The 18,846-nt window shown below is 70.4% G+C and carries 12 protein-coding genes; 5 read left to right on the top strand and 7 right to left on the bottom strand.

What is annotated here, in order from left to right:
- Positions 1-27: 27 nt before the first annotated feature.
- The 3 genes from OHS82_RS09465 to OHS82_RS09455 all read right to left on the bottom strand — a co-directional run bounded on the left by OHS82_RS09465 (position 28) and on the right by OHS82_RS09455 (position 6,535).
- Positions 28-405 (bottom strand): hypothetical protein, encoded by a 378-nt coding sequence (locus tag OHS82_RS09465; RefSeq protein WP_328433681.1) that lies wholly within the window; start codon positions 403-405, stop codon positions 28-30.
- 107 nt (positions 406-512) lie between these two features.
- The gene (locus OHS82_RS09460; protein ID WP_057582169.1) at positions 513-3,176 is read right to left on the bottom strand and encodes a cellulose binding domain-containing protein; all 2,664 of its coding nucleotides are present in this window, start codon (positions 3,174-3,176) and stop codon (positions 513-515) included.
- A gap of 443 nt (positions 3,177-3,619) precedes the next feature.
- Entirely contained in the window at positions 3,620-6,535 is a 2,916-nt protein-coding gene (locus OHS82_RS09455; RefSeq protein WP_057582168.1) for a glycoside hydrolase family 48 protein, read from the bottom strand.
- 264 nt (positions 6,536-6,799) lie between these two features.
- Here OHS82_RS09455 and OHS82_RS09450 point away from each other — a divergent pair, with 264 nt between their 5' ends.
- The 4 genes from OHS82_RS09450 (at position 6,800) to OHS82_RS09435 (ending at position 12,443) form a co-directional block, all read left to right on the top strand.
- Positions 6,800-8,317 (top strand): cellulose binding domain-containing protein, encoded by a 1,518-nt coding sequence (locus tag OHS82_RS09450; RefSeq protein ID WP_328433680.1) that lies wholly within the window; start codon positions 6,800-6,802, stop codon positions 8,315-8,317.
- 60 nt (positions 8,318-8,377) lie between these two features.
- Positions 8,378-10,111 carry a glycoside hydrolase family 6 protein gene (locus tag OHS82_RS09445; protein WP_328433679.1) on the top strand — a complete coding sequence of 578 codons (1,734 nt, stop codon included), beginning with the start codon at positions 8,378-8,380 and terminating at the stop codon, positions 10,109-10,111.
- Between the two features lie 460 nt (positions 10,112-10,571).
- Complete coding sequence (locus OHS82_RS09440) at positions 10,572-11,510, top strand: methyltransferase (protein ID WP_328433678.1); 939 nt, start codon at positions 10,572-10,574, stop codon at positions 11,508-11,510.
- Between the two features lie 231 nt (positions 11,511-11,741).
- Complete coding sequence (locus OHS82_RS09435) at positions 11,742-12,443, top strand: SDR family oxidoreductase (protein ID WP_328433677.1); 702 nt, start codon at positions 11,742-11,744, stop codon at positions 12,441-12,443.
- 63 nt (positions 12,444-12,506) lie between these two features.
- On the opposite strand, the gene OHS82_RS09430 is transcribed toward OHS82_RS09435, so the two are convergent.
- From OHS82_RS09430 to OHS82_RS09420, 3 genes are all read right to left on the bottom strand, one after another.
- Positions 12,507-13,343: an aldo/keto reductase gene (locus tag OHS82_RS09430; protein ID WP_057582164.1), complete on the bottom strand. Its 837-nt coding sequence runs from the start codon at positions 13,341-13,343 to the stop codon at positions 12,507-12,509.
- 125 nt (positions 13,344-13,468) lie between these two features.
- Complete coding sequence (locus tag OHS82_RS09425) at positions 13,469-15,295, bottom strand: AMP-dependent synthetase/ligase (RefSeq protein ID WP_057582261.1); 1,827 nt, start codon at positions 15,293-15,295, stop codon at positions 13,469-13,471.
- 277 nt (positions 15,296-15,572) lie between these two features.
- Entirely contained in the window at positions 15,573-16,511 is a 939-nt protein-coding gene (locus OHS82_RS09420; protein WP_242433328.1) for a LysR substrate-binding domain-containing protein, read from the bottom strand.
- A 342-nt stretch (positions 16,512-16,853) separates the two neighbouring features.
- Between OHS82_RS09420 and OHS82_RS09415 the strand changes: the two genes are divergently transcribed.
- Positions 16,854-17,843, top strand: coding sequence for a bile acid:sodium symporter family protein (locus OHS82_RS09415; RefSeq protein WP_328436043.1), 990 nt, complete (start codon positions 16,854-16,856; stop codon positions 17,841-17,843).
- 29 nt (positions 17,844-17,872) lie between these two features.
- Here the strand turns inward: OHS82_RS09415 and OHS82_RS09410 are convergent, their stop codons facing one another.
- Positions 17,873-18,790, bottom strand: a complete 918-nt coding sequence (locus OHS82_RS09410) for a quinone oxidoreductase family protein (RefSeq protein WP_057582162.1) — start codon at positions 18,788-18,790, stop codon at positions 17,873-17,875.
- Between the last annotated feature and the right edge of the window lie 56 nt (positions 18,791-18,846).

Below are 18,846 nucleotides of genomic sequence, written 5' to 3'. Positions count from 1 at the left end.
CCCCTCCTCACGCGCGCGTGCGGCAGGTCAGTTCAGCGCCTTGGGCACGTCCCCGTAGAACTTGATGGTGGGCCAGCCCCGCGAGGTGAGCAGCTCGTTGATCGCTCCCGCGACGTCGAGGGCGGTGACCTTCTGCATCGTCGGCGAGGGCATCTGGTCGATGCTGAAGGTCATGGTGATGTACCCCTCCTCCGGACCCGGCGGGGTGGTGCCGTGGAACTGCGTGTTTCCGCCCCACTCCTCGTCCGCGTCGGCGGTCTCCCCGGTGACGCCGGCCTGCTGGGCCGTGGTGGTCCGGTCGGTCACGTCGGCCTCCTCGGCCCGGGCCGACCCGGCGGACGTGAGCACCGCGCCCGCCGCGGCCGTACTCGAGTACCCCAACAGGGCACGTCTGGACACTCCCATGGTTCCGCTCCCCGCTCTCATGCCCCCGGGTCGGAGGCGGGATCGATCGTATGAGCGAAAAGGGGGCCATGGTGCTGAACGAGTTCGTCCGGTTGGCGCCGCGCGTCTCACCCCACCGTGCAGCTCTGGTCGCCGAGTCTGAACGCCGTCGGTCTGGCGTTCGTGCCCGACCAGACGCCCGTGAAGCCGAAGCCGACGGACGAGCCGGCCGCCACGTTGCCGTTCCAGGCGATGTTCTTCGCCGTCACCGTCGAACCCGACTGGGTGTAGTCGGCGTTCCAGAGCTGGGAGACGCTCTGCCCGCCTGTGAACGCCCAGTTGAGGCTCCAGCCGGACCACGCGCTCGTGCCGGTGTTGGTGAGCTTGACGTCCGCCTGGAAGCCGCCCGACCACTGGTTGGTGATCGTGTACGTCACCGCGCAGGCGCCCGTCGGGGTGGGCGTCGGGTCCGTGCCGCCACCCCCGCCCCCGCCGCCGGTGTCGGAGGTGTCTCCGTAGATCACACCCCGGCCGTTCGTCGAGACGTACACGCGTCCGTACACCCGGGGGTCACCGGTGATCGCCCCGCCCGTCCAACCCCACTGGTGGGCGTCGTCGTTGATGCGGGTCCAGGTGACACCCTTGTCCGTCGAGCGGAAGACGCCCCGGACCCCGGCGATCTTCGCGCTGGTGTAGAGCGTCTGGTACGAAGCCCCTGCGGCCGCCTTGCCGAATCCGATCGTGTCGGCCTGCTCCACGGACGACAGCTTGCTGAAGGTGGCTCCGGAGTCGGTGGAGTGCCACAGCCCGTACGCCCCGTCGCTCGCCCCGCCGGCCAGCCAGACGTCGCCCTTGACGCCGGGCAGCGCCTTGAACCGCACGCTGTCGCCGCTGGGCAGACCGCTCGCGGCGGACGCGGTGAACGTCGCGCCGCCGTCCGAACTCACATAGAACTTGCCGGACTTGAAACCGTAGAAGGTCCTGGCGTCGACGCGGTCGGATTCGACGACCGCGCCGGCCGGGATGCCGCTCGACGCCGACCACGAGGTGCCGAACCCGGTGGTGTACTGCACGCCCGCGCCCGCCGGACTCCACACGAAGCGACCGCCGTCAGCGGACGCGGCGACCGTGCCGCCGCCGCTGACGCCCGAAGGGTCGGTTCCCGCGAACCAGTTGGCCCCGTTGTCCGTGGAGAACGCCACATGCGGCCCCGAGTCGAGATCGCCGACCCGCACCACGGTGTCGGGCTTCGTCTCGGCGTAGTCCAGGCTCGTCGTCGTCGTGAAGTTCGGGGAGGCGAACATCATCGACGGCACTTTGGTCAGGTCCGTGTGGCGGAAGCCGCCGACGTCACCGAGGGCGCTCAGCAGCGGGGCGCCGGCCGGGGGAGAGGCGAGATCGTTGACCGCCGTCTCCTCCAGCCCCTGCACCATCGGCCGGACGGTGAACTGGCCGCCGCTGTCCCAGTTGGCGAGGTTCTCCGTGCCGTAGATCGTCGCGCCCGTCCCGTACATCATGCGACTGGAGTTGAACGGGTCGATCTCCAGCGCCTCGGTCATCCAGCCGAGTTTGGGCGCCTGCTCCGGCGGCGACGGATTCGCGCCCCACGTCAGCCACGGCGACGAGGAGACGTCCATCGTGAACCGGTTGGAGCGGTTGGGATACGAGGTGTAGTCCCAGGCCTTCGTCCAGGCCCCGCCGCTGTTGGTGGAACGGAAGATCTGGGTGTCCGGCCACCAGGCGCTGTAGGCGGTGGCCATGACGGTGCCCGGCTTCTGCCGGTCGATCGTCAGCCCGCTGAAGCCGTAGTAGGTGTCGGCCTCCGCCACCGGCGAGATGTCCGTCCAGGTCCCGGTGGCCGTCGCGTAGCGCCACAGCCGGCCCTTGCCCCCGTCGTAGGGCCCGCCCTTGTCGCTGTAGGCCAGGTACAGATAGCCGTTGACGGCGTCCAGCACGCCCTTGTGCGCCAGATAGCCCGTCGGCTGCCCGGCCAGCCGGGACCAGGTCGCGCCGGCGTCCGTCGAGCGGTACACCGCGTTGTCCTTGTCCGCCACTCCGACGTAGATCGTCTTCGTGGCGGCGCCGGACGTGCCCGTGGACTCGTCGAAGGTGACCCACACGATGCCCTGGTTGTCGGACGCGTACCCGCTCGTGTCGGTCGGATCCTGCTGGTAGTTGCCGACGTTGGGGAAGTTCGCCACCTGCGCCCAGGTGACGCCCGAGTCCGTCGACCGCCACAGGCCCCTGCCGCTCGGCGCGCCCAGGTACAGCACGCTGTCGCGGTTCGGGTCGACCGCGAGCCGCTCGCCCATGCCCCGGCCCGGCATGTTCCCGCCCAGCTTGAAGGGCAGGTCGGTCTTCTGCCAGCTCGCGCCTCGGTCGCCGGAGCGCAGCACCGCCCCGTTCCCCGGGTCCCAGCTGTTCGTGTACGTGCCGACCGCCGCGTACACCTTGTTCGGGTCGACGGAGTCGGAGGCCAGGCTCACCACGCCGGTGTGTCCCCAGTCCGCCCAGCCGACCGAGTCCAGCAACGGCGTCCACGTCCTGCTCGACTCCTGCCACCGGTACGCGCCGCCGATGTCGGTGCGCGCGTAGGCGAGGTTCTTCTCCTTGCGGTTGAAGACGATGCCGGGGACGAAGCCGCCGCCGTCGATCCGGGCGTTCTTCCAGGTGTACGACTCGGCGGCCACTGTCGTCCGCGGGTTGCCGGACGCGGCCAGTACGGGCGGACTGCCCGCGATGAGGCCGGCGGCGAGCGCCAGTACGGCCGTGAGGATGCGGGTTCTTCGCACGGTGGGGGTCCTTCCTCGCGAAAAGCCATGGGGAGGAGACGGGGTGCGCAGGGAGGGGGATGCGCGACGTTCAGGAGGTTCAGGACGTTCGGGATGTGCGGGACGTGCAGAACATGCGGGATGTGCGGGACGGGCGAGGTGTGCGGGGAGTTCGGCCGCCGTGGGTGTGCGTTGCCGGGCGTGGGAGGACGCGAAACGGCGTGAACCGAGATGGCGTGACGTGCGACTGCCGGGCGGCCCCCTGTGCGGGTGGGGGCCGCCCGGCTGGACCCCGTCGTCAGGTGACGGGGCCACGTACGCGGAACCTCGAGCGCTCCGCCGGGGGGCGGCGCCACCCCGTGTCCCCCGGCCCCGAAGGGCGGGAGGGCGCGGGGAACCGCGCGGCCGGCCGCATCCGGCCCGCGGCAGGACACCGCTCGGCCGGCGAAGCGCTCAGCGGGGGCTTATTCGAGAAGCTCCGCGTACGAGCCCATGGCCATGGCGATGTCCGCCTGGGCCCAGAAGCGGTGGTACGTGAACACGGGCGCGGCGCCGCCCGCGAGATAGCTCTCGATCTTCGACCAGGCCGGGTCGCTCTTGTAGAAGGACCGCAGCGAGGCGAAGGTCGAGGAGGAGTTGACCGTGTCGCCGTTCGGCATCTTGCCGCTGAAGCCGCTCGGGACGTACACGCCGTCGTCGAAGCGGTTGTAGTCGGCGCGGGTCTCCGGGACCGCGATGCCGAGGGCGTCCTGGTTGTGGGTCCACATGCCGTCCAGGAGTGCCTTGGCCGTCGTCTTCGCCTCCGTGTCACCGGACTTGGCGGCGTAGTACGTCAGGGTCTTGGCGTACGCGGCGGCCACTCCGACGTCGTCGGTGTAGTCGGCCACGGTGACGTGAAGGCCGGTGTTCGCGCCGGGACTCGAGGCGTTCCAGGTGTCGGGCTGGCCCGACCACTGGAGGGTGGAGGGGATCCGGAAGGTGCCGTCCGGGTTGATCGTGGTCTTGGACAGCGCCCAGTCGACCCACTTGTCGAGGACCGCCTTCGCGGCGGCGTTCCCCGTCTGCTGGTAGTACTCGGCCACCCGCTCCATCGACCACGCCTGGAAGCCGAACCACTGGTTGGACGGCGGGTCGTGGTAGACGGGCTGCTGGTCGTAGTACATGCCGTAGAAGGTCGACGTGCCGGCCGGGGGAGTCGCGTAGCGGCCCGCCCAGCTGTTCGTCGCGCCGCCGGCGATGGCGCCCTCGCTGGACTGCAGCCAGCGGTAGAACTCCAGTTGCCGGGTGAGCGACTTCGCCCAGTCCGCCTGGCCCGTCGCCGACTTCGGCTTCAGGTCCGCGTAGCTGCTGAGCGCGTAGGCGGCCAGGGGGTTCTGGTAGCCGCCGTGGGTGTGGCTCGAGCCGATGCGCCACGCCCAGCCGGCGCTGGTGTCGGTGGCGCCGCCCCAGGCGTAGTACCAGGACAGCAGGTAGTGCGAGGCGTCCTTGCCGGTGCCGGCCGGGCAGGCGGTCGGGCCGACGCAGTTGCCGATCTTCTTGAAGTACTTGTCGTACATCGCGTACCGCAGGTAGTCGCCCATCTTCGCGGCCTTGCCGACGGCCGCGGAGACGTCGCCGCCCTTGCCCTGGGCCTTGGCCCAGATGTCCGCCCAGTACGCGGCCTGTACGACGCGTGCGTCGGCGTCCGGGGCGTTGGTGAACTTCCACTGCTTGGCGTAGGAGGCGTCACCGGTGAAGAGGTCCAGGTAACCGTTCTTGCCGCCGTACTTGAAGGCGTCGCAGGTGGGTTGCGGAACCGTTTCCCACACCGATTCCTGGGCGCCGCGCTGGAAGGTGTTGATGTACGAGGGGCCGGTGTCGGCCGGGCCGGCCTCGCACTTGCCGGGCGCGTTGCCGTAGCCGTAGGTGTTGTCCACGTCCTGCAGCCAGTGCATGCCGTAGACGTCGTCCGTGCCGTAGGCGGACTTCAGTTCACCGGCGATCGGGTCCGAGCCCACGGACACCCCGGTGTCCAGTTTCGCCGGGTACTCGTTCGGCGTGTCCAGCTCGGGCGCGTAGGTGGCCGGCTTGGACGCGTTGTAGAAGGAGTTCGTCGGCTGGTCGGCGTGCGTGGGGATCATGTACTTCTCCATGATGTCCCAGGCGCCGTTGAACTTGGTCCAGTCGCCGGTGATCTTCCCGTACATCGCCTGCAGCCACAGGAGGTAGCTGTAGGCCTCGGACGTGGTCTCGTGGCCCTGGTCCGGAGCCTCGACGATCAGTGTCTCCACCGAGTGGTACGGAATGCCCTCGGGGGAGAAGTAGCCGTTCGCCGGGTTGGTGATCTTGCCGTAGAGGTCGAGGAAGCGGGCGTCGTACGCCTTGGTCCCGGCGATCTCGGTGGCGGTGACCGTCGCCTTCGCGTGCCCGGTGGCCGTCGACTCGAAGGTCGCGGCGCCCGTGCCGGCGGCGTTGGCGGTGATGGTCACGTTCTGGGCGGTGTTCCAGTTCGACGGAGTGAAGGTGAGGCTCGCGCCGCCGGTCACCGTCAGGCCCGTGTTGCCGGCGGTGCGCGCGGTCGTGACGGTCACGTTGGCCGAGGGCTGGGTCGACAGCTTCAGCGTGAACGTGCCCGTCTTGCCCTGCTGCACGGCCAGTTGGGTGGCGGAGGCGACCACGGCAGGCCCCGAGGCGACCGTGATGCCGACCGGTGTGGACGACGCCGACGCGCCGAGGCTGTCGTAGGCCTTGGCCACCAGGGAGTGGTTGCCCACGGACAGCCCCGAGGCGGACAGGGTGTACGGCGCGCTCGTGTCCGTGCCCAGCAGGGTCGTGTCGTCGTAGAACTCCATCTTGGTGATGGTCGCGTTGTCGGCGGCCGCGGCGGTCGCCGCGAGCGGCACCGCACTGCCCTGGGTGTAGACGGCGCCCGCGGCCGGGCTGGTCAGCACCGTCACCGGCGGCTGGTGTGCGCCGACGCAGGGCGTGCCGTTGACCGAGAAGCTCGTGGGAGCGGCGTTCGTGCCGCTGTAGGTGAACTGCGCGCCCGTGCCGACCGCCGCGCCGGGGGCGATCGTCCCGTTGTAGGAGGCGTTGTTCACCGTGATCTGCTGACCGGACTGCGACCAGCTGCCGTTCCAGCCGTTCGACAGCTTCTGGTTGCCCGCGTAGGAGTACGTCAGGGCCCAGCCGCTGATCGGGTCGGTGCCCCGGTTGGTGAGGGTGAGGTCCGCGGTGAACCCGGAGCCCCAGTCGTTGGTCTTGTAGTCGACGCTGCACGCGAGCGCGGCCGCCTGAGCGGGTGTCGTGCTCGTGCTGAGCATGGCGAGAGGGAGCGCCAGGGCCGCCAGGGCGGCGGTCCACAGGCGCCGCGCCCCGCGACGTCTGCGTGAGGGTTTCATGGTGCTGGTTCCTCCTTGCGGCTCGGGGAGTGGGGGAGGAGCAACAAGCCTTGAACCAGTGGGAGCGCTCCCATAGTGGGGATGCGGGCGAACGGGGTCAAGATGCTTGAAGAGTCGAAAAGATTCGACGGCGGGAGTTGAGTAAAAGTCAGTTACTCCCACTGTTCTTTGCCAGCACGTGGCGCTAGCTTCGAGACACCAGTGGGAGCGGTTCCATCAGTCGACGCGCCTGTCACGGCGCGCCTGAGCTGCAAGGAGTCGCTCATGCGTCACCCCCCGCGTTCAGTACTTTTAGCCGTCGCCGGCACGGTCGCCCTCGTCGCGGGCGCCCTGCTGCCGGTCGTCACGGCGCAAGGAGCGGCGCCTGCCTGCACGGTGGAGTACTCGGTCACCAGCCAGTGGGACACCGGCTTTCAGGGCGCGGTGAAGATCACCAACAATGCGGCGGCCGTGAGCAGTTGGAGTCTCGCCTTCGACTTCACGGGCGGCCAGAAGGTCACCCAGGGCTGGAACGCCAAGTGGTCCCAGTCCGGGGCGGCCGTCACGGCCGTGAACGAGAGCTGGAACGGCTCCCTGGGCACCGGCGCGAGCGTCAGCGCGGGGTTCATCGCCTCGAAGGCGGGGGTCAACGCCGTACCGACCGCCTTCCGGCTCAACGGCACGACCTGCAACGCCGGCACCGATCCCACGCCCACGCCCACCCCGACCCCCACGTCCACGCCGACCCCCACCGCACCGCCCACGACCGACCCGCCCGGCACCGGTGACGAGCCGCCCGCCCTGCACGTCTCGGGCAACAAGCTCGTGGACGCCGCCGGCAACACCCGCCGGCTGCTCGGCGTGAACCGCTCGGGCGGCGAGTTCATGTGCGTGCAGGGGCGCGGCATCTGGGACGGACCGGTCGACGACGCCGCCGTCGCGGCGATCGCCGCCTGGCACGTCGACACCGTCCGCATCCCGCTCAACGAGGAGTGCTGGCTGGGACTTTCGAACATCGATCCCGCCTACCGCGGCGCCATCTACGTCAACGCCGTGAAGGACCTGGTCGCCCGCGTCAAGGCGCACGGCATGACCCCGATCGTCGAACTGCACTGGACGTACGGCCAGTACACGGGCAACTCGGCCGGCTGTTCCGACGTGCACGCCAGTTGCCAGAAGCCGATGCCCGACATGCAGTACACGCCGTCGTTCTGGACGTCGGTCGCCAATGCCTTCAAGAACGACCAGAGCGTGGTGTTCGACCTGTTCAACGAGCCCTATCCGGACCGTGCCACCGCCACGACCGCCCAGGCGTGGCAGTGCTGGCGGGACGGCGGGACCTGCCCCGGCATCGGCTACGAGGTCGCCGGCATGCAGGACCTCGTCGAGTCCGTACGGGCGACCGGCGCCAGGAACGTGATCCTGGCCGGCGGGCTCGCCTACTCCAACGACCTCGGTCAGTGGCTGACCCACAAGCCCACCGACCCCACCGGGAATCTCGCCGCCGCGTACCACGTCTACAACTTCAACTCCTGTGCCAGCGAAAGCTGTTGGAACTCCACACTCGCCCCCGTGGCCGCCCAGGTCCCGCTGGTGGCCGGGGAGATCGGCGAGAACACCTGCTCACACGGTTTCGTCGACCGCGTCATGAAGTGGTTCGACGATCGCGGCCTGTCGTACCTGGGCTGGACCTGGAACGCCTGGGACTGCTCCACCGGTCCGTCCCTCATCTCCGCCTACGACGGGACGCCCACGGCGTACGGCATAGGACTGCGCGACCATCTGCGCGCACTCGACGGATAGGCGCCACCCGGCAAGCAGCAGAACGGACAACACCCTCGACCACGAAGGAAACCCGCACTCATGAGCCGTAGCAGAACAGCGGTACTCGCCGCGCTGGCGCTGGTCGCCGGCGCCTCGGGGACGGCACTCGCCGTCGTCCCCGGTGACTCGGGGCTCGCCGCCGTCCCGTGCAGCGTCGACTACAAGGTGCAGAACGACTGGGGCAGCGGCTTCACAGCCGCCGTCACCGTCACCAACAACTCGGCCGCCAAGACGAGTTGGTCGGTGAAGTGGGCGTACGCCGGCAGCCAGAAGGTCACCAACGCCTGGAACGCGAAGGTCACCCAGTCCGGCACGGCCGTCACCGCCAACAACGAGACCTACAACGGGACGCTGGCGACCGGCGGTTCGGTCAGCTTCGGGTTCCAGGGAACCTACAGCGGCAGCAACGCCGTACCCACGGCGTTCACCCTCGACGGGGTCACCTGCAACGTGGACGGCGGGACCGGACCCACCGATCCGGGCCCCACCGACCCGGGACCCACCGGCCCCGGCACCCCGTCCACCAGGGTCGACAACCCCTATGCCGGGGCCAAGGTGTACGTGAACCCCGAATGGTCGGCGAACGCCGCCGCCGAGCCCGGCGGCAGCCGCGTCTCCAACCAGCCCACCGGGATCTGGCTGGACCGCATCGCCGCCATCAACGGCGCCGGCGGTCACATGGGGCTGCGCGCCCACCTGGACGCGGCCCTCGCCCAGAAGGGCAGCGGCGAGGAAGTCGTCCAGCTGGTCATATACGACCTCCCCGGGCGTGACTGCTCCGCCCTCGCCTCCAACGGCGAGCTCGGCCCGACGGAGATCGACAAGTACAAGACGCAGTTCATCGACCCGATCGCGGCGATCCTGTCCGACAGCAAGTACGCCGGCCTGCGGATCGTCACCAGCGTCGAGATCGACTCGCTGCCCAACCTCGTCACCAACACGGGCAGCCGGGCGACCGCCACTCCCGCCTGCGACACCATGAAGGCCAACGGCAACTACGTGAAGGGCGTCGGCTACGCGCTGAAGAAGCTCGGCGCCGTCCCCAACGTCTACAACTACATCGACGCCGGTCACCACGGCTGGCTCGGCTGGGACGACAACTTCGTCCCCTCCGCCCAGATCCTCTTCCAGGCCGCGACCGCCGAGGGCGCGACCGTCGACGACGTGCACGGCTTCATCACCAACACGGCGAACTACAGCGCCCTGAAGGAGAACAACTTCACCATCAACGACTCGGTGGCCGGCAAGTCGGTCCGTGAGTCCAAGTGGGTGGACTGGAACCGGTACGTCGATGAGCTGTCCTACGCCCAGGCGTTCCGCAACCAGCTGGTCACGACCGGCTTCCGGTCGAACATCGGCATGCTGATCGACACCTCCCGCAACGGCTGGGGCGGCTCCGCCCGGCCCGCCGGTCCGGGCGCCACGACCAGCGTGGACACCTATGTGAACGGCGGACGCTACGACCGTCGGATCCACGTCGGCAACTGGTGCAACCAGTCCGGCGCCGGACTCGGCGAGCGCCCGAAGGCCGCTCCGGCCGCCGGGATCGACGCGTACGTCTGGATGAAGCCGCCGGGTGAGTCCGACGGCGCCAGCTCCGCCATCGCCAACGACGAGGGCAAGGGCTTCGACCGGATGTGCGACCCGACGTACACGGGCAACCCCCGCAACGGCAACAGCATGTCGGGCTCCCTGGCGAACGCACCGTTGTCGGGGCACTGGTTCTCGGCCCAGTTCCAGCAGTTGATGCAGAACGCGTACCCGGCGCTGTAGCCGGTGAGCGGATCCGCCCGGCCGTGAAACCGGGCTCGGTGTGATCCGCCGGGCGGCCGGCCCTCCCGGGCCGGGCCCCGGCGGATCGCCGACTCGACGACGGCCGGACTCGACGACGGCCGGGAGGGTCCTGTCCAGCCGCTCCGGTCCCTCCAGCCCTCGTGTCGCTCCGTTCATCCGGGGACGTCGTCCGGCGCAGCGGCGGCTGCGCCGGACGCGGAAACGGACCGGAAAACGGACCGGAAAACGGACCGGAAAACGGACCGGAAAACGGACCGGAAAACGGACCGGAAAACGGACCGGAAAACGGACCGGAAAACGGACCGGGGAACGGACGGGAAAACGGGTGCGGAACGGCTTGCCGTCCGCACCCGTCTTTTTGCCGCCCCGGCAACAGAAGTGGCCCTCGACCGGTGCGTCGGCACACGCTGACGGCACACCGGACGAGAGGCTGACCGCCATGGCGCACCACCCGCACGCATCCCACACCGACCAGAACACGCACGGCCAAGGCCACCCGCACGGTCACGGCCACCCGCACGGTCACGGCCATCACACCGACATCGACTGGGCCGAGATGGCGCCGCATCTGGAGGCGCAGGCCGAACTCTTCACCCCCCTCTATGAGCGGGCCCTGTCCTGGCTCGGGAAGGAGGTGACGGAGCCAGGGCTGATCGTGGACGCGGGCAGCGGTCCCGGGGTCGTCTCCTGTCTTTTCGCGGAGACCTTCCCCGGTGCGCGCGTCATGGCGGTCGACGGCTCAGAGCCGCTGCTCCGGCGGGCCGGGGAACGAGCCGCCCGGCTCGGGTACGCCGACCGGTTCGGCACCCTGGCCGGTGAACTGCCCGGCGTGCTCGATGAGTTGGACTACCCGGCCGACCTGCTGTGGGCCGGGCGCAGCCTGCATCACCTGGGTGACCAGCGCGCCGCCCTGGCCGCCTTCGCGCAGCGTCTGGGACCCGGCGGAACGCTGGCCATCATGGAGGGCGGACTGCCCACCCGGTTCCTGCCGCGCGACCCGGGCTTCGGGCGGCCGGGCCTCGAGGCGCGGCTGGACGCGCTGGAGGCGGGGTGGTTCGCCCGGATGCGGGCCGACCTGCCGGGCTCCGTCGCCGAGACGGAGGACTGGGCGGCGCTGCTCGGCGCCGCGGGACTGAAGCACAGCCGTAGCCGCAGCTTCCTGCTCGACCTGCCCGCGCCCGCCTCCGACCGGGCCCGCGCCTACGTCGCCGCGAACCTGTCCCGGCTGCGCGAGGCCTTCGGCGAGGAGCTCGACGCCGACGACCGTGCCACCGTCGACCGCCTCCTCGACCCGGACGACGAGGCGAGCGTGCATCGCCGGTCCGATGTCTACGTGCTCGCCGCCCACACCGTGCACACCGCCGTACGGGCGGGCTGACGGCGTGATCCGGTGCCCGGTGCCCGGTGCCCGGTGAGCGGCCGGTGGTCAGGGGGCGGCGAGCGATTCTGCGGGTGTCGGCGGTCTCGGCGTGACGCAGGTGCGCCGCTGCTTCTCCGCCGCCTACTGCCCTACCTGTGAAGGCACTTGACTTCGAGAGCGCTCCAGCTGATGGACTCCCCGCGGTACACCGAACACCGAGCACCGAACAGCGGGACACAGGGGGAAACCATGACCGACTCTCCGGTCGCACTGATCACCGGCGGCGGAAGCGGCATCGGCGCCGCCGTCGCACGGCAACTGCTGGACCTCGGACACCGGGTCGCCGTCACCGGCCGGGGCGAGGAGCGGCTGCGCGCCTTCGCCGCCGGCCTCGGCGACCCGAAGGCGCTGTCGACGTTCGCCGGGAACGCCGCCGACTACGACAGCGTACGGTCGGCGGTCGACCGTACCCTCGACGCCTACGGCAGACTGGACACGGTCGTCGCCAACGCGGGGACCGCCACCCACGACTCGGTGGCCGAGGGCGACCCGGCCGGGTGGACCGACATGGTGCTGACCAACGTCCTCGGCCCCGCGCTCCTCATCCGGGCGTCGATCGACGCGCTGAAGGAGACCCGGGGCCGGATCGTGCTGGTCGGGAGCGTCGCCGGCTTCGTGCCCACCCCGGGCAACCTCTACGGGGCGACCAAGTACGCGGTCACCGGACTCGCGGAGAACACCCGCCGCCAGGTCACCGAGTGGGGCGTAGGAGTGACGCTGATCGCGCCCGGCCGGGTGGAGACCCCGTTCTGGGACAGCTACGGCAGCCTGCCGCCCGGTCAGCTGCTGACCGCCGACCAGATCGCCGACTCCGTCGTGTGGGCCGTCCGGCAGCCCGCCGGGGTCGACGTCAACACCGTCGTCGTCCGGCCGATCGGGCAGCCCAACTGACCAGCCCCGCGACGTGCCGGGGGCGCCCCCGAACGGGAGCGCCCCCGGCACGGGTGGGGACCGTCAGCCGACGTCGAACGTGGCCGGGTCCGGACCGATGCGACGGTCCTCGTTCAGGGCGCTGATCGCCGCGAGGTCCTCGGTGTCCAGGCTGAAGTCGAACACGTCGATGTTCTCCTTGATCCGCGACGGCGTCACGGACTTCGGGATGACCACGTTGCCGAGCTGGAGGTGCCAGCGCAGCACCACCTGGGCGGGGGAGCGGTCGTGCTTGCGGGCGATGGCCACGACCGCCGGGACCTCGAGCAGCCCCTTGCCCTGGCCGAGCGGGGACCAGGCCTCGGTGGCGATGCCCCGCTCCGCGTGGAACGCACGGGACTCCTGCTGCTGCAGATGCGGGTGCAGCTCGATCTGGTTGACCGCCGGCACGACCGACGTCTCGTCGATCAGCCGCTCGAGGTGCTCCGGCAGGAAGTTCGACACGCCGATCGCCTTGACGCGGCCGTCGGCGAGCAGCTTCTCGAAGGCCTTGTACGTGTCGACGTACTTGCCGCGGGCCGGCCTCGGCCAGTGGATCAGGTACAGGTCGACGTACTCCAGGCCGAGCTTCTCCAGGGAGGCGTCGAAGGCGCGCAGCGTCGCGTCGTGTCCCTGGTCTGAGTTCCAGAGCTTGGTGGTGACGAAGAGGTCCTGGCGGGGTACGCCGGAGGCGGCGAGGGCCTTGCCGGTGCCCTCCTCGTTGCCGTAGATCGCCGCTGTGTCGATGCTGCGGTACCCGGCCTCCAGTGCGGTGGTGACCGCCTGCTCCGCCTCGTCGTCCGGCACCTGCCAGACCCCGAAGCCCAGCTGGGGCATCTCGACGCCGTTGTTGAGGATGATCGGGGGGACCTTGCTGCTCACGAGCTCTTGATCCTTCGGTTGTCCGTCAAGGGGTACTCCCATCGTCAACGATCACGACGGTCGATGCATTCCTCCCTCTCCGGTACCCGCTCCCCGCCCGTCCAAGACCTGGGGCCGCTTCCGGCTCAGGAGCGGTACAGCGCCTCGACCTCGTTTGCGTAAGCGTTCTCGATCGCCTTGCGCTTCAGTTTCAGCGACGGGGTCAGCAGCCCGTGCTCCTCGCTGAAGGGCTGGCCGAGGATGCGGAAGGTGCGGATCGACTCCGCCTTCGAGACCAGCGTGTTGGCGGCCACCACCGCCCGGCGCACCTCCGCCTCCAGATCGGCGTCGCGCACCAGCTCCGCGGGCGTCATCTGCGGCTTGCCGCGCATCTGCAGCCAGTGTTCGACGGCCTCGTGGTCGAGCGTGACCAGGGCGGCCACGAACGGCCGGTCGTTGCCCACCAGCAGACACTGGTGGACCAGGGGGTGGTCGCGCACCCGCTCCTCCAGCAGCCCCGGCGCGACGCTCTTGCCCCCTGAGGTGACCAGGATCTCCTTCTTGCGGCCGGTGATGGTGAGGTACCCGTCCTCGTCCAGGGCGCCGAGGTCGCCGGTGGCCAGCCAGCCGTCGTGCAGGGTCTCGTCGGTGGCCTTGGGGTTGTTGAGGTACCCCTGGAAGACGTTGTCGCCGCGCAGCCAGATCTCGCCGTCGTCCGCGATGTGCACGGTCATGCCGGGGATGGCCTGACCGACGGTGCCGTACCGGGTGCGCCCGGGCGGGTTCGCGGTCGCCGCCGCCGTCGTCTCCGTCAGGCCGTAGCCCTCGTAGATCTGCACGCCCGCGCCGGCGAAGAACAGGCCGAGCCTGCGGTCCATGGCCGAGCCGCCGGACATCGCCTGCCGCACCCGGCCGCCCATGGCCGCGCGCAGCTTGCCGTAGACGAGCTTCTCGAACAGCTGGTGCTGCATGCGCAGCCCGGCCGAGGGGCCCGGTCCGGTGCCCCACGCCTTCGCCTCGACCGCCTCGGCGTACTGCACGGCCACGTCCACGGCCTTCTCGAACGGCCCCGCCCTGCCTTCACGCTCCGCCTTGCGCCGGGCCGCGCCGTACACCTTCTCGAAGATGTACGGCACCGCCAGGAAGAACGTCGGACGGAACGCCTGGAGGTCGGGGAGGAGCGCGGAGGCGTGCAGCTGGGGCTGGTGGCCGAAGCGGACCTTGCCGCGGATCGCGGCGATCTGCACCATCCGTCCGAAGACGTGCGCCAGCGGCAGGAACAGCAGGGTCGCCGCCTCGTCGCCCTTGCGGGAGTGGAACACCGGTTCCCAGCGCTCGATGACGGTGTCCGCCTCGAACATGAAGTTGCCGTGCGAGACGACGCAGCCCTTGGGCCGGCCGGTGGTCCCCGAGGTGTAGATGATCGTCGCGGTCGAGTCGGGGGTGACCGCCTCGCGGTGCCGGTGGACGACCTCGTCCTCGATGGCCGCGCCGGCGTCGTACAGCTCCTGCACGCAGCCCGAGTCGAGCTGCCACAGCCGGCGCAACTGGGGGAGGCGGTCGATGACGGTGGCGATCGTCATCGCGTGGTCCTCGTGCTCGACGACGGCGGCCGTGCACTCGGCGTCGTAGAGCATCCAGAAGCACTGCTCGGCGGACGAGGTGGGGTAGACCGGCACCACCTGGGCGCCGATGGTCCACAGGGCGTAGTCGAACAGGGTCCACTCGTAGCGGGTGCGGGACATGATCGCTACGCGGTCGCCGAACCGGATGCCCTGGGCGAGGAGGCCCTTGGCCAGGGCGAGGACCTCGTCGCGGAACTCGGCCGAGGTGACGTCCCGCCATTCGCCGTGCTCGTCCTTGCGGCCGAGCGCGACGTAGTGCGGGTCGTCCTGGGCGTGCTGGAAGACGACGTCGGCCAGACCGCCGACCGGCGGTGGCAGCGCCAACGCAGGGTTGGTGAACTCGCGCAAACTTCCCACCCCGCTTCCGTACCCCGCTTTCCCATGGCCGCACAGCGCCGTGAAAGCTACCCCACCCGGCGTCGGGGCGGGAGGGGCGCGCAGGCGGGCGACGTTCCAGTCCACGCTGGTCAGGGCGGGAAAAAGGGCTCACATGGGGAAGGGTCGGACACAATGCTGACGGTTGAGTAAGTTTCGGCACCGTAATCTCCACCGAATCCCCCCGTACCGCTTACGCCGCCCGCCCCTCCCGCTGGCGGTCTGTACGGCACGGCGGGTTTCCTCGGGGTCAGCCCGGGGCGGTGGGCGGGTGCGGGGCCTGTCGCGGGGCGGCCGGCGGCGGGGCTGCGGGTCGCGGGGCTGCGGGGTGCCGGTGCAGCTGGTCGCCGCCTGCCAGGATCGCCTCCGCCAGGGCGCCGGCGGCACTCTCGGCCGACGTCCGCCTGCGCCCGTGCACCAGCACGAAGTCGACCCCGCCCAGCTCGGGCAGCCCGGCCCGGGCCGGGATCCGCACCAGGCCGGGCGGGATCAGGCCCCGGGAGTGGGCCATCACGCCCAGGCCCGCGCGAGCCGCGGCGATGAGACCGTTGAGGCTTCCGCTCGTGCACACGATCCGCCAGGACCGCCCCTGGCGTTCCAGCGCCTCCAGCGCCAGGGCGCGGGTGATGCCCGGCGGCGGGAACACGATCAGCGGGACCGGCCGCCCCGGGTCCAGACGCAGCCGTTCCGCGCCGATCCAGACCAGCTCGTCGTGCCACACCGGCTCACCGCGCGGATCCTCGGGGCGTCGTTTGGCCAGCACCAGGTCCAGCTTTCCCGCGGCGAGCCGCTCGTGCAGGGTGCCGGACAACTCCACCGTCAGCTCCAGGTCCACCTCGGGGTGATCGGAGCGGAAACTCTCCAGAATCTCCGGCAACCGGGTCAGCACGAAGTCCTCGGACGCGCCGAAGCGCAGTCGGCCGCGCAGCCGGGTGCCGGTGAAGAACGCGGTGGCCTGCTCGTGGACGTCCAGGATCCGGTGCGCGAAACCGAGCATGGCCTCACCGTCCTCGGTCAGTTCCACCGAGTGCGTGTCCCGGGTGAACAGGGCGCGTCCGGTCGCGTCCTCCAGCCGCCGCACGTGCTGACTGACGGTGGACTGGCGCAGCCCGAGCCGCCGCGCCGCCTGCGTGAAACTGAGCGCCCGGGCCACGGCGAGGAAGGTGCGCAGATGGGAGGGGTCGTACACGCTTCCCACCCTAATCCGTGTCATCGCGATCCGTGATGACAGTGAGAGCGGTGTGCGGGATTCCCGATCACGGACCGGAGGGGGACGATGGAGAGGGCTCTCGCGGGTCCCGGCCCCGCCCGCCCGGAGCGACGGACCCAGAAGTGACGGACCCAGAAGTGACGGACCCAGGAGCGATGGACCTCTGGAGCGGCGGACCTCAGGAGCGACGGGGCTCAGGAACGACGGACCTCAGGCGCGTGCCGGCGGTCGCGCGGGCAACGGGTCGCAAGCCTTTCAGGAACAAGCACACCTTCGAACAGCACGTGGAGCACCGTGAAACGCCTGCAGTGGCCGAGCCGGATGCCGGTCGACCCCTACATCCTGCTGTTGCTCGCGACCGTCGGGATCGCCGCCCTGTTTCCGGCGCACGGCACCGCCGCCGACGTGGCCTCCGGGGCCTCGACCGCGGCCATCGCCTTCCTCTTCTTCCTGTACGGCGCCCGCCTGTCCACCCGCGAGGCGCTGGACGGGCTGAAGCACTGGCGACTGCACGTGACGGTGCTGGCCTGCACCTTCGTGGTCTTTCCGCTGCTCGGCCTGGCCGCCCGCGGGCTCGTCCCGGTCTTCCTCACCCACCCGCTCTACCAGGGACTGCTGTTCCTCACCCTCGTGCCGTCGACCGTCCAGTCGTCGATCGCCTTCACCTCGATCGCCCGCGGCAACGTCCCCGCGGCGATCTGCGCGGGCTCCTTCTCCTCCCTGGTCGGCATCGTCGTCACCCCGCTGCTCGCGGCGGCCCTGCTCGGCAGCAGCGGCGGCGGCTTCTCCGCGGACTCGCTCGTCGAGATCGTGCTGCAACTGCTCGTGCCGTTCCTCGCGGGACAGGTGCTGCGGCGCTGGATCGGCGGCTTCGTCACCCGGCACAAGAAGGTGCTCTCACTCGTCGACCGCGGTTCGATTCTCCTCGTCGTCTACACGGCCTTCAGCGAGGGCATGGTCCAGGGCATATGGCACCAGGTGAGCGCGGCGCGGCTGGGTGGACTGCTCGTGGTCGAGGCCGCGCTGCTCGCGGTGATGCTCACCCTGACCTGGTACGGCGGCAGGGCGCTGCGGTTCGGCCGTGCGGACCGGATCGCCCTGCAGTTCGCCGGCTCCAAGAAGTCCCTCGCCTCCGGACTGCCCATGGCGAGCGTTCTGTTCGGCGCGCACGCCTCCCTGGCGGTGCTGCCCCTGATGCTCTTCCACCAGATGCAGCTCATGGTCTGCGCGGTCATCGCCAAGCGCCGGGCTCGTGATCTGCTGGAGCCGCCGCGCCAACGCGCCGACGAGCGGACTGCGGCAACGGCGTGAGCCGGTCGCCGAGCCGGGAGAGAAACCCGTTACGGCACCAGAACCACCTTGCCGAGGTTGCGACGTGACGCGATCGCCGCGTGTGCCTCGGCGGCGTCCTCGAGAGCGAACACACCGTGCACGGCAGGCCTCAGCTCACCCTGCGCGACCATCCGCCACAGCTCCCGTCGCCGGCGCTCGCACGTCTGCGGCTCGTCACGCGCGACGCGGGCCATCTGGAAGCCGATCACGGACCTGGCGCCCGCGAGCAGGTCGTACGCCTGGATCGTCCCGCCGCCCGAGCTGTACGCCACCAGCCGCCCGCCGGGCGCGAGGGACGCGAGTGCGGGGGTGAGCAGCTCGCCGCCGACCGCGTCGAGGACGTAGTCGACGGGTGGGCCCCAGTCGCTCTGCCCGTAGACGACGACCTCGTCGGCGCCGAGGGCGCTCACGAAGGCGGACTTCGCCGGATCGGACACGGCGGCCACGACTCGCGACGCGCCGTGCGCCCGGGCGAGCTGTACGGCGAGGTGGCCGACCCCGCTCGCTGCGGCGGTGACGAGCGCCGCCTCGCCCGGTCCTGGGCGCGCGGCCGCCAGCGCGCCCAGGGCGACCTGCCCGCTGCGGACCAGGGCGACCGCCGCGACGGCCTCCGCGCCCTCCGGCACCGGTGAGGCCATCGTCTCGTGCAGGACGGCGAAGTCGGCGTAGCCGTGACCGAAGCACAGCCCCGTCACGCGTTCGCCGATCCGGAACCCGGTGACCCCCTCCCCGACGGCGGTGACGTCGCCGGCGACCTCACCGCCGAGCGGGATCGGCTCGGCGGCCTCGGTGACCTTGCGGACGACGGGCAGGGTGACGCCGATCGCCTCGCAGCGCAAAAGCAGTTCGCCGGGGCCCGGTGAGGGAACCGGGACCTCCTCGAGGAACAGGGGGCCGCCGGGGGAGTCGTACCGGACACGACGCATCGGACCTCCAGAAAACGTTGGGAGTCCCAACGGTATCCCCGTTGTGGTGGGGAAGC

Source organism: Streptomyces sp. NBC_00425 (genome assembly GCF_036030735.1).
GTDB lineage: Bacteria > Actinomycetota > Actinomycetes > Streptomycetales > Streptomycetaceae > Streptomyces.
This window is presented reverse-complemented; position numbering and strand designations above follow the sequence as displayed.

Bases quoted from the DNA above. Each gene is read 5' to 3' on its own strand.
- OHS82_RS09455 (WP_057582168.1), bottom strand. From the start codon at position 6,535: ATGAAACCCTCACGCAGACGTCGCGGGGCGCGGCGCCTGTGGACCGCC.
- OHS82_RS09435 (WP_328433677.1), top strand. From the start codon at position 11,742: ATGACCGACTCTCCGGTCGCACTGATCACCGGCGGCGGAAGCGGCATC.
- OHS82_RS09465 (WP_328433681.1), bottom strand. From the start codon at position 405: ATGGGAGTGTCCAGACGTGCCCTGTTGGGGTACTCGAGTACGGCCGCG.
- OHS82_RS09440 (WP_328433678.1), top strand. From the start codon at position 10,572: ATGGCGCACCACCCGCACGCATCCCACACCGACCAGAACACGCACGGC.
- OHS82_RS09415 (WP_328436043.1), top strand. From the start codon at position 16,854: ATGCCGGTCGACCCCTACATCCTGCTGTTGCTCGCGACCGTCGGGATC.
- OHS82_RS09450 (WP_328433680.1), top strand. From the start codon at position 6,800: ATGCGTCACCCCCCGCGTTCAGTACTTTTAGCCGTCGCCGGCACGGTC.
- OHS82_RS09410 (WP_057582162.1), bottom strand. From the start codon at position 18,790: ATGCGTCGTGTCCGGTACGACTCCCCCGGCGGCCCCCTGTTCCTCGAG.
- OHS82_RS09445 (WP_328433679.1), top strand. From the start codon at position 8,378: ATGAGCCGTAGCAGAACAGCGGTACTCGCCGCGCTGGCGCTGGTCGCC.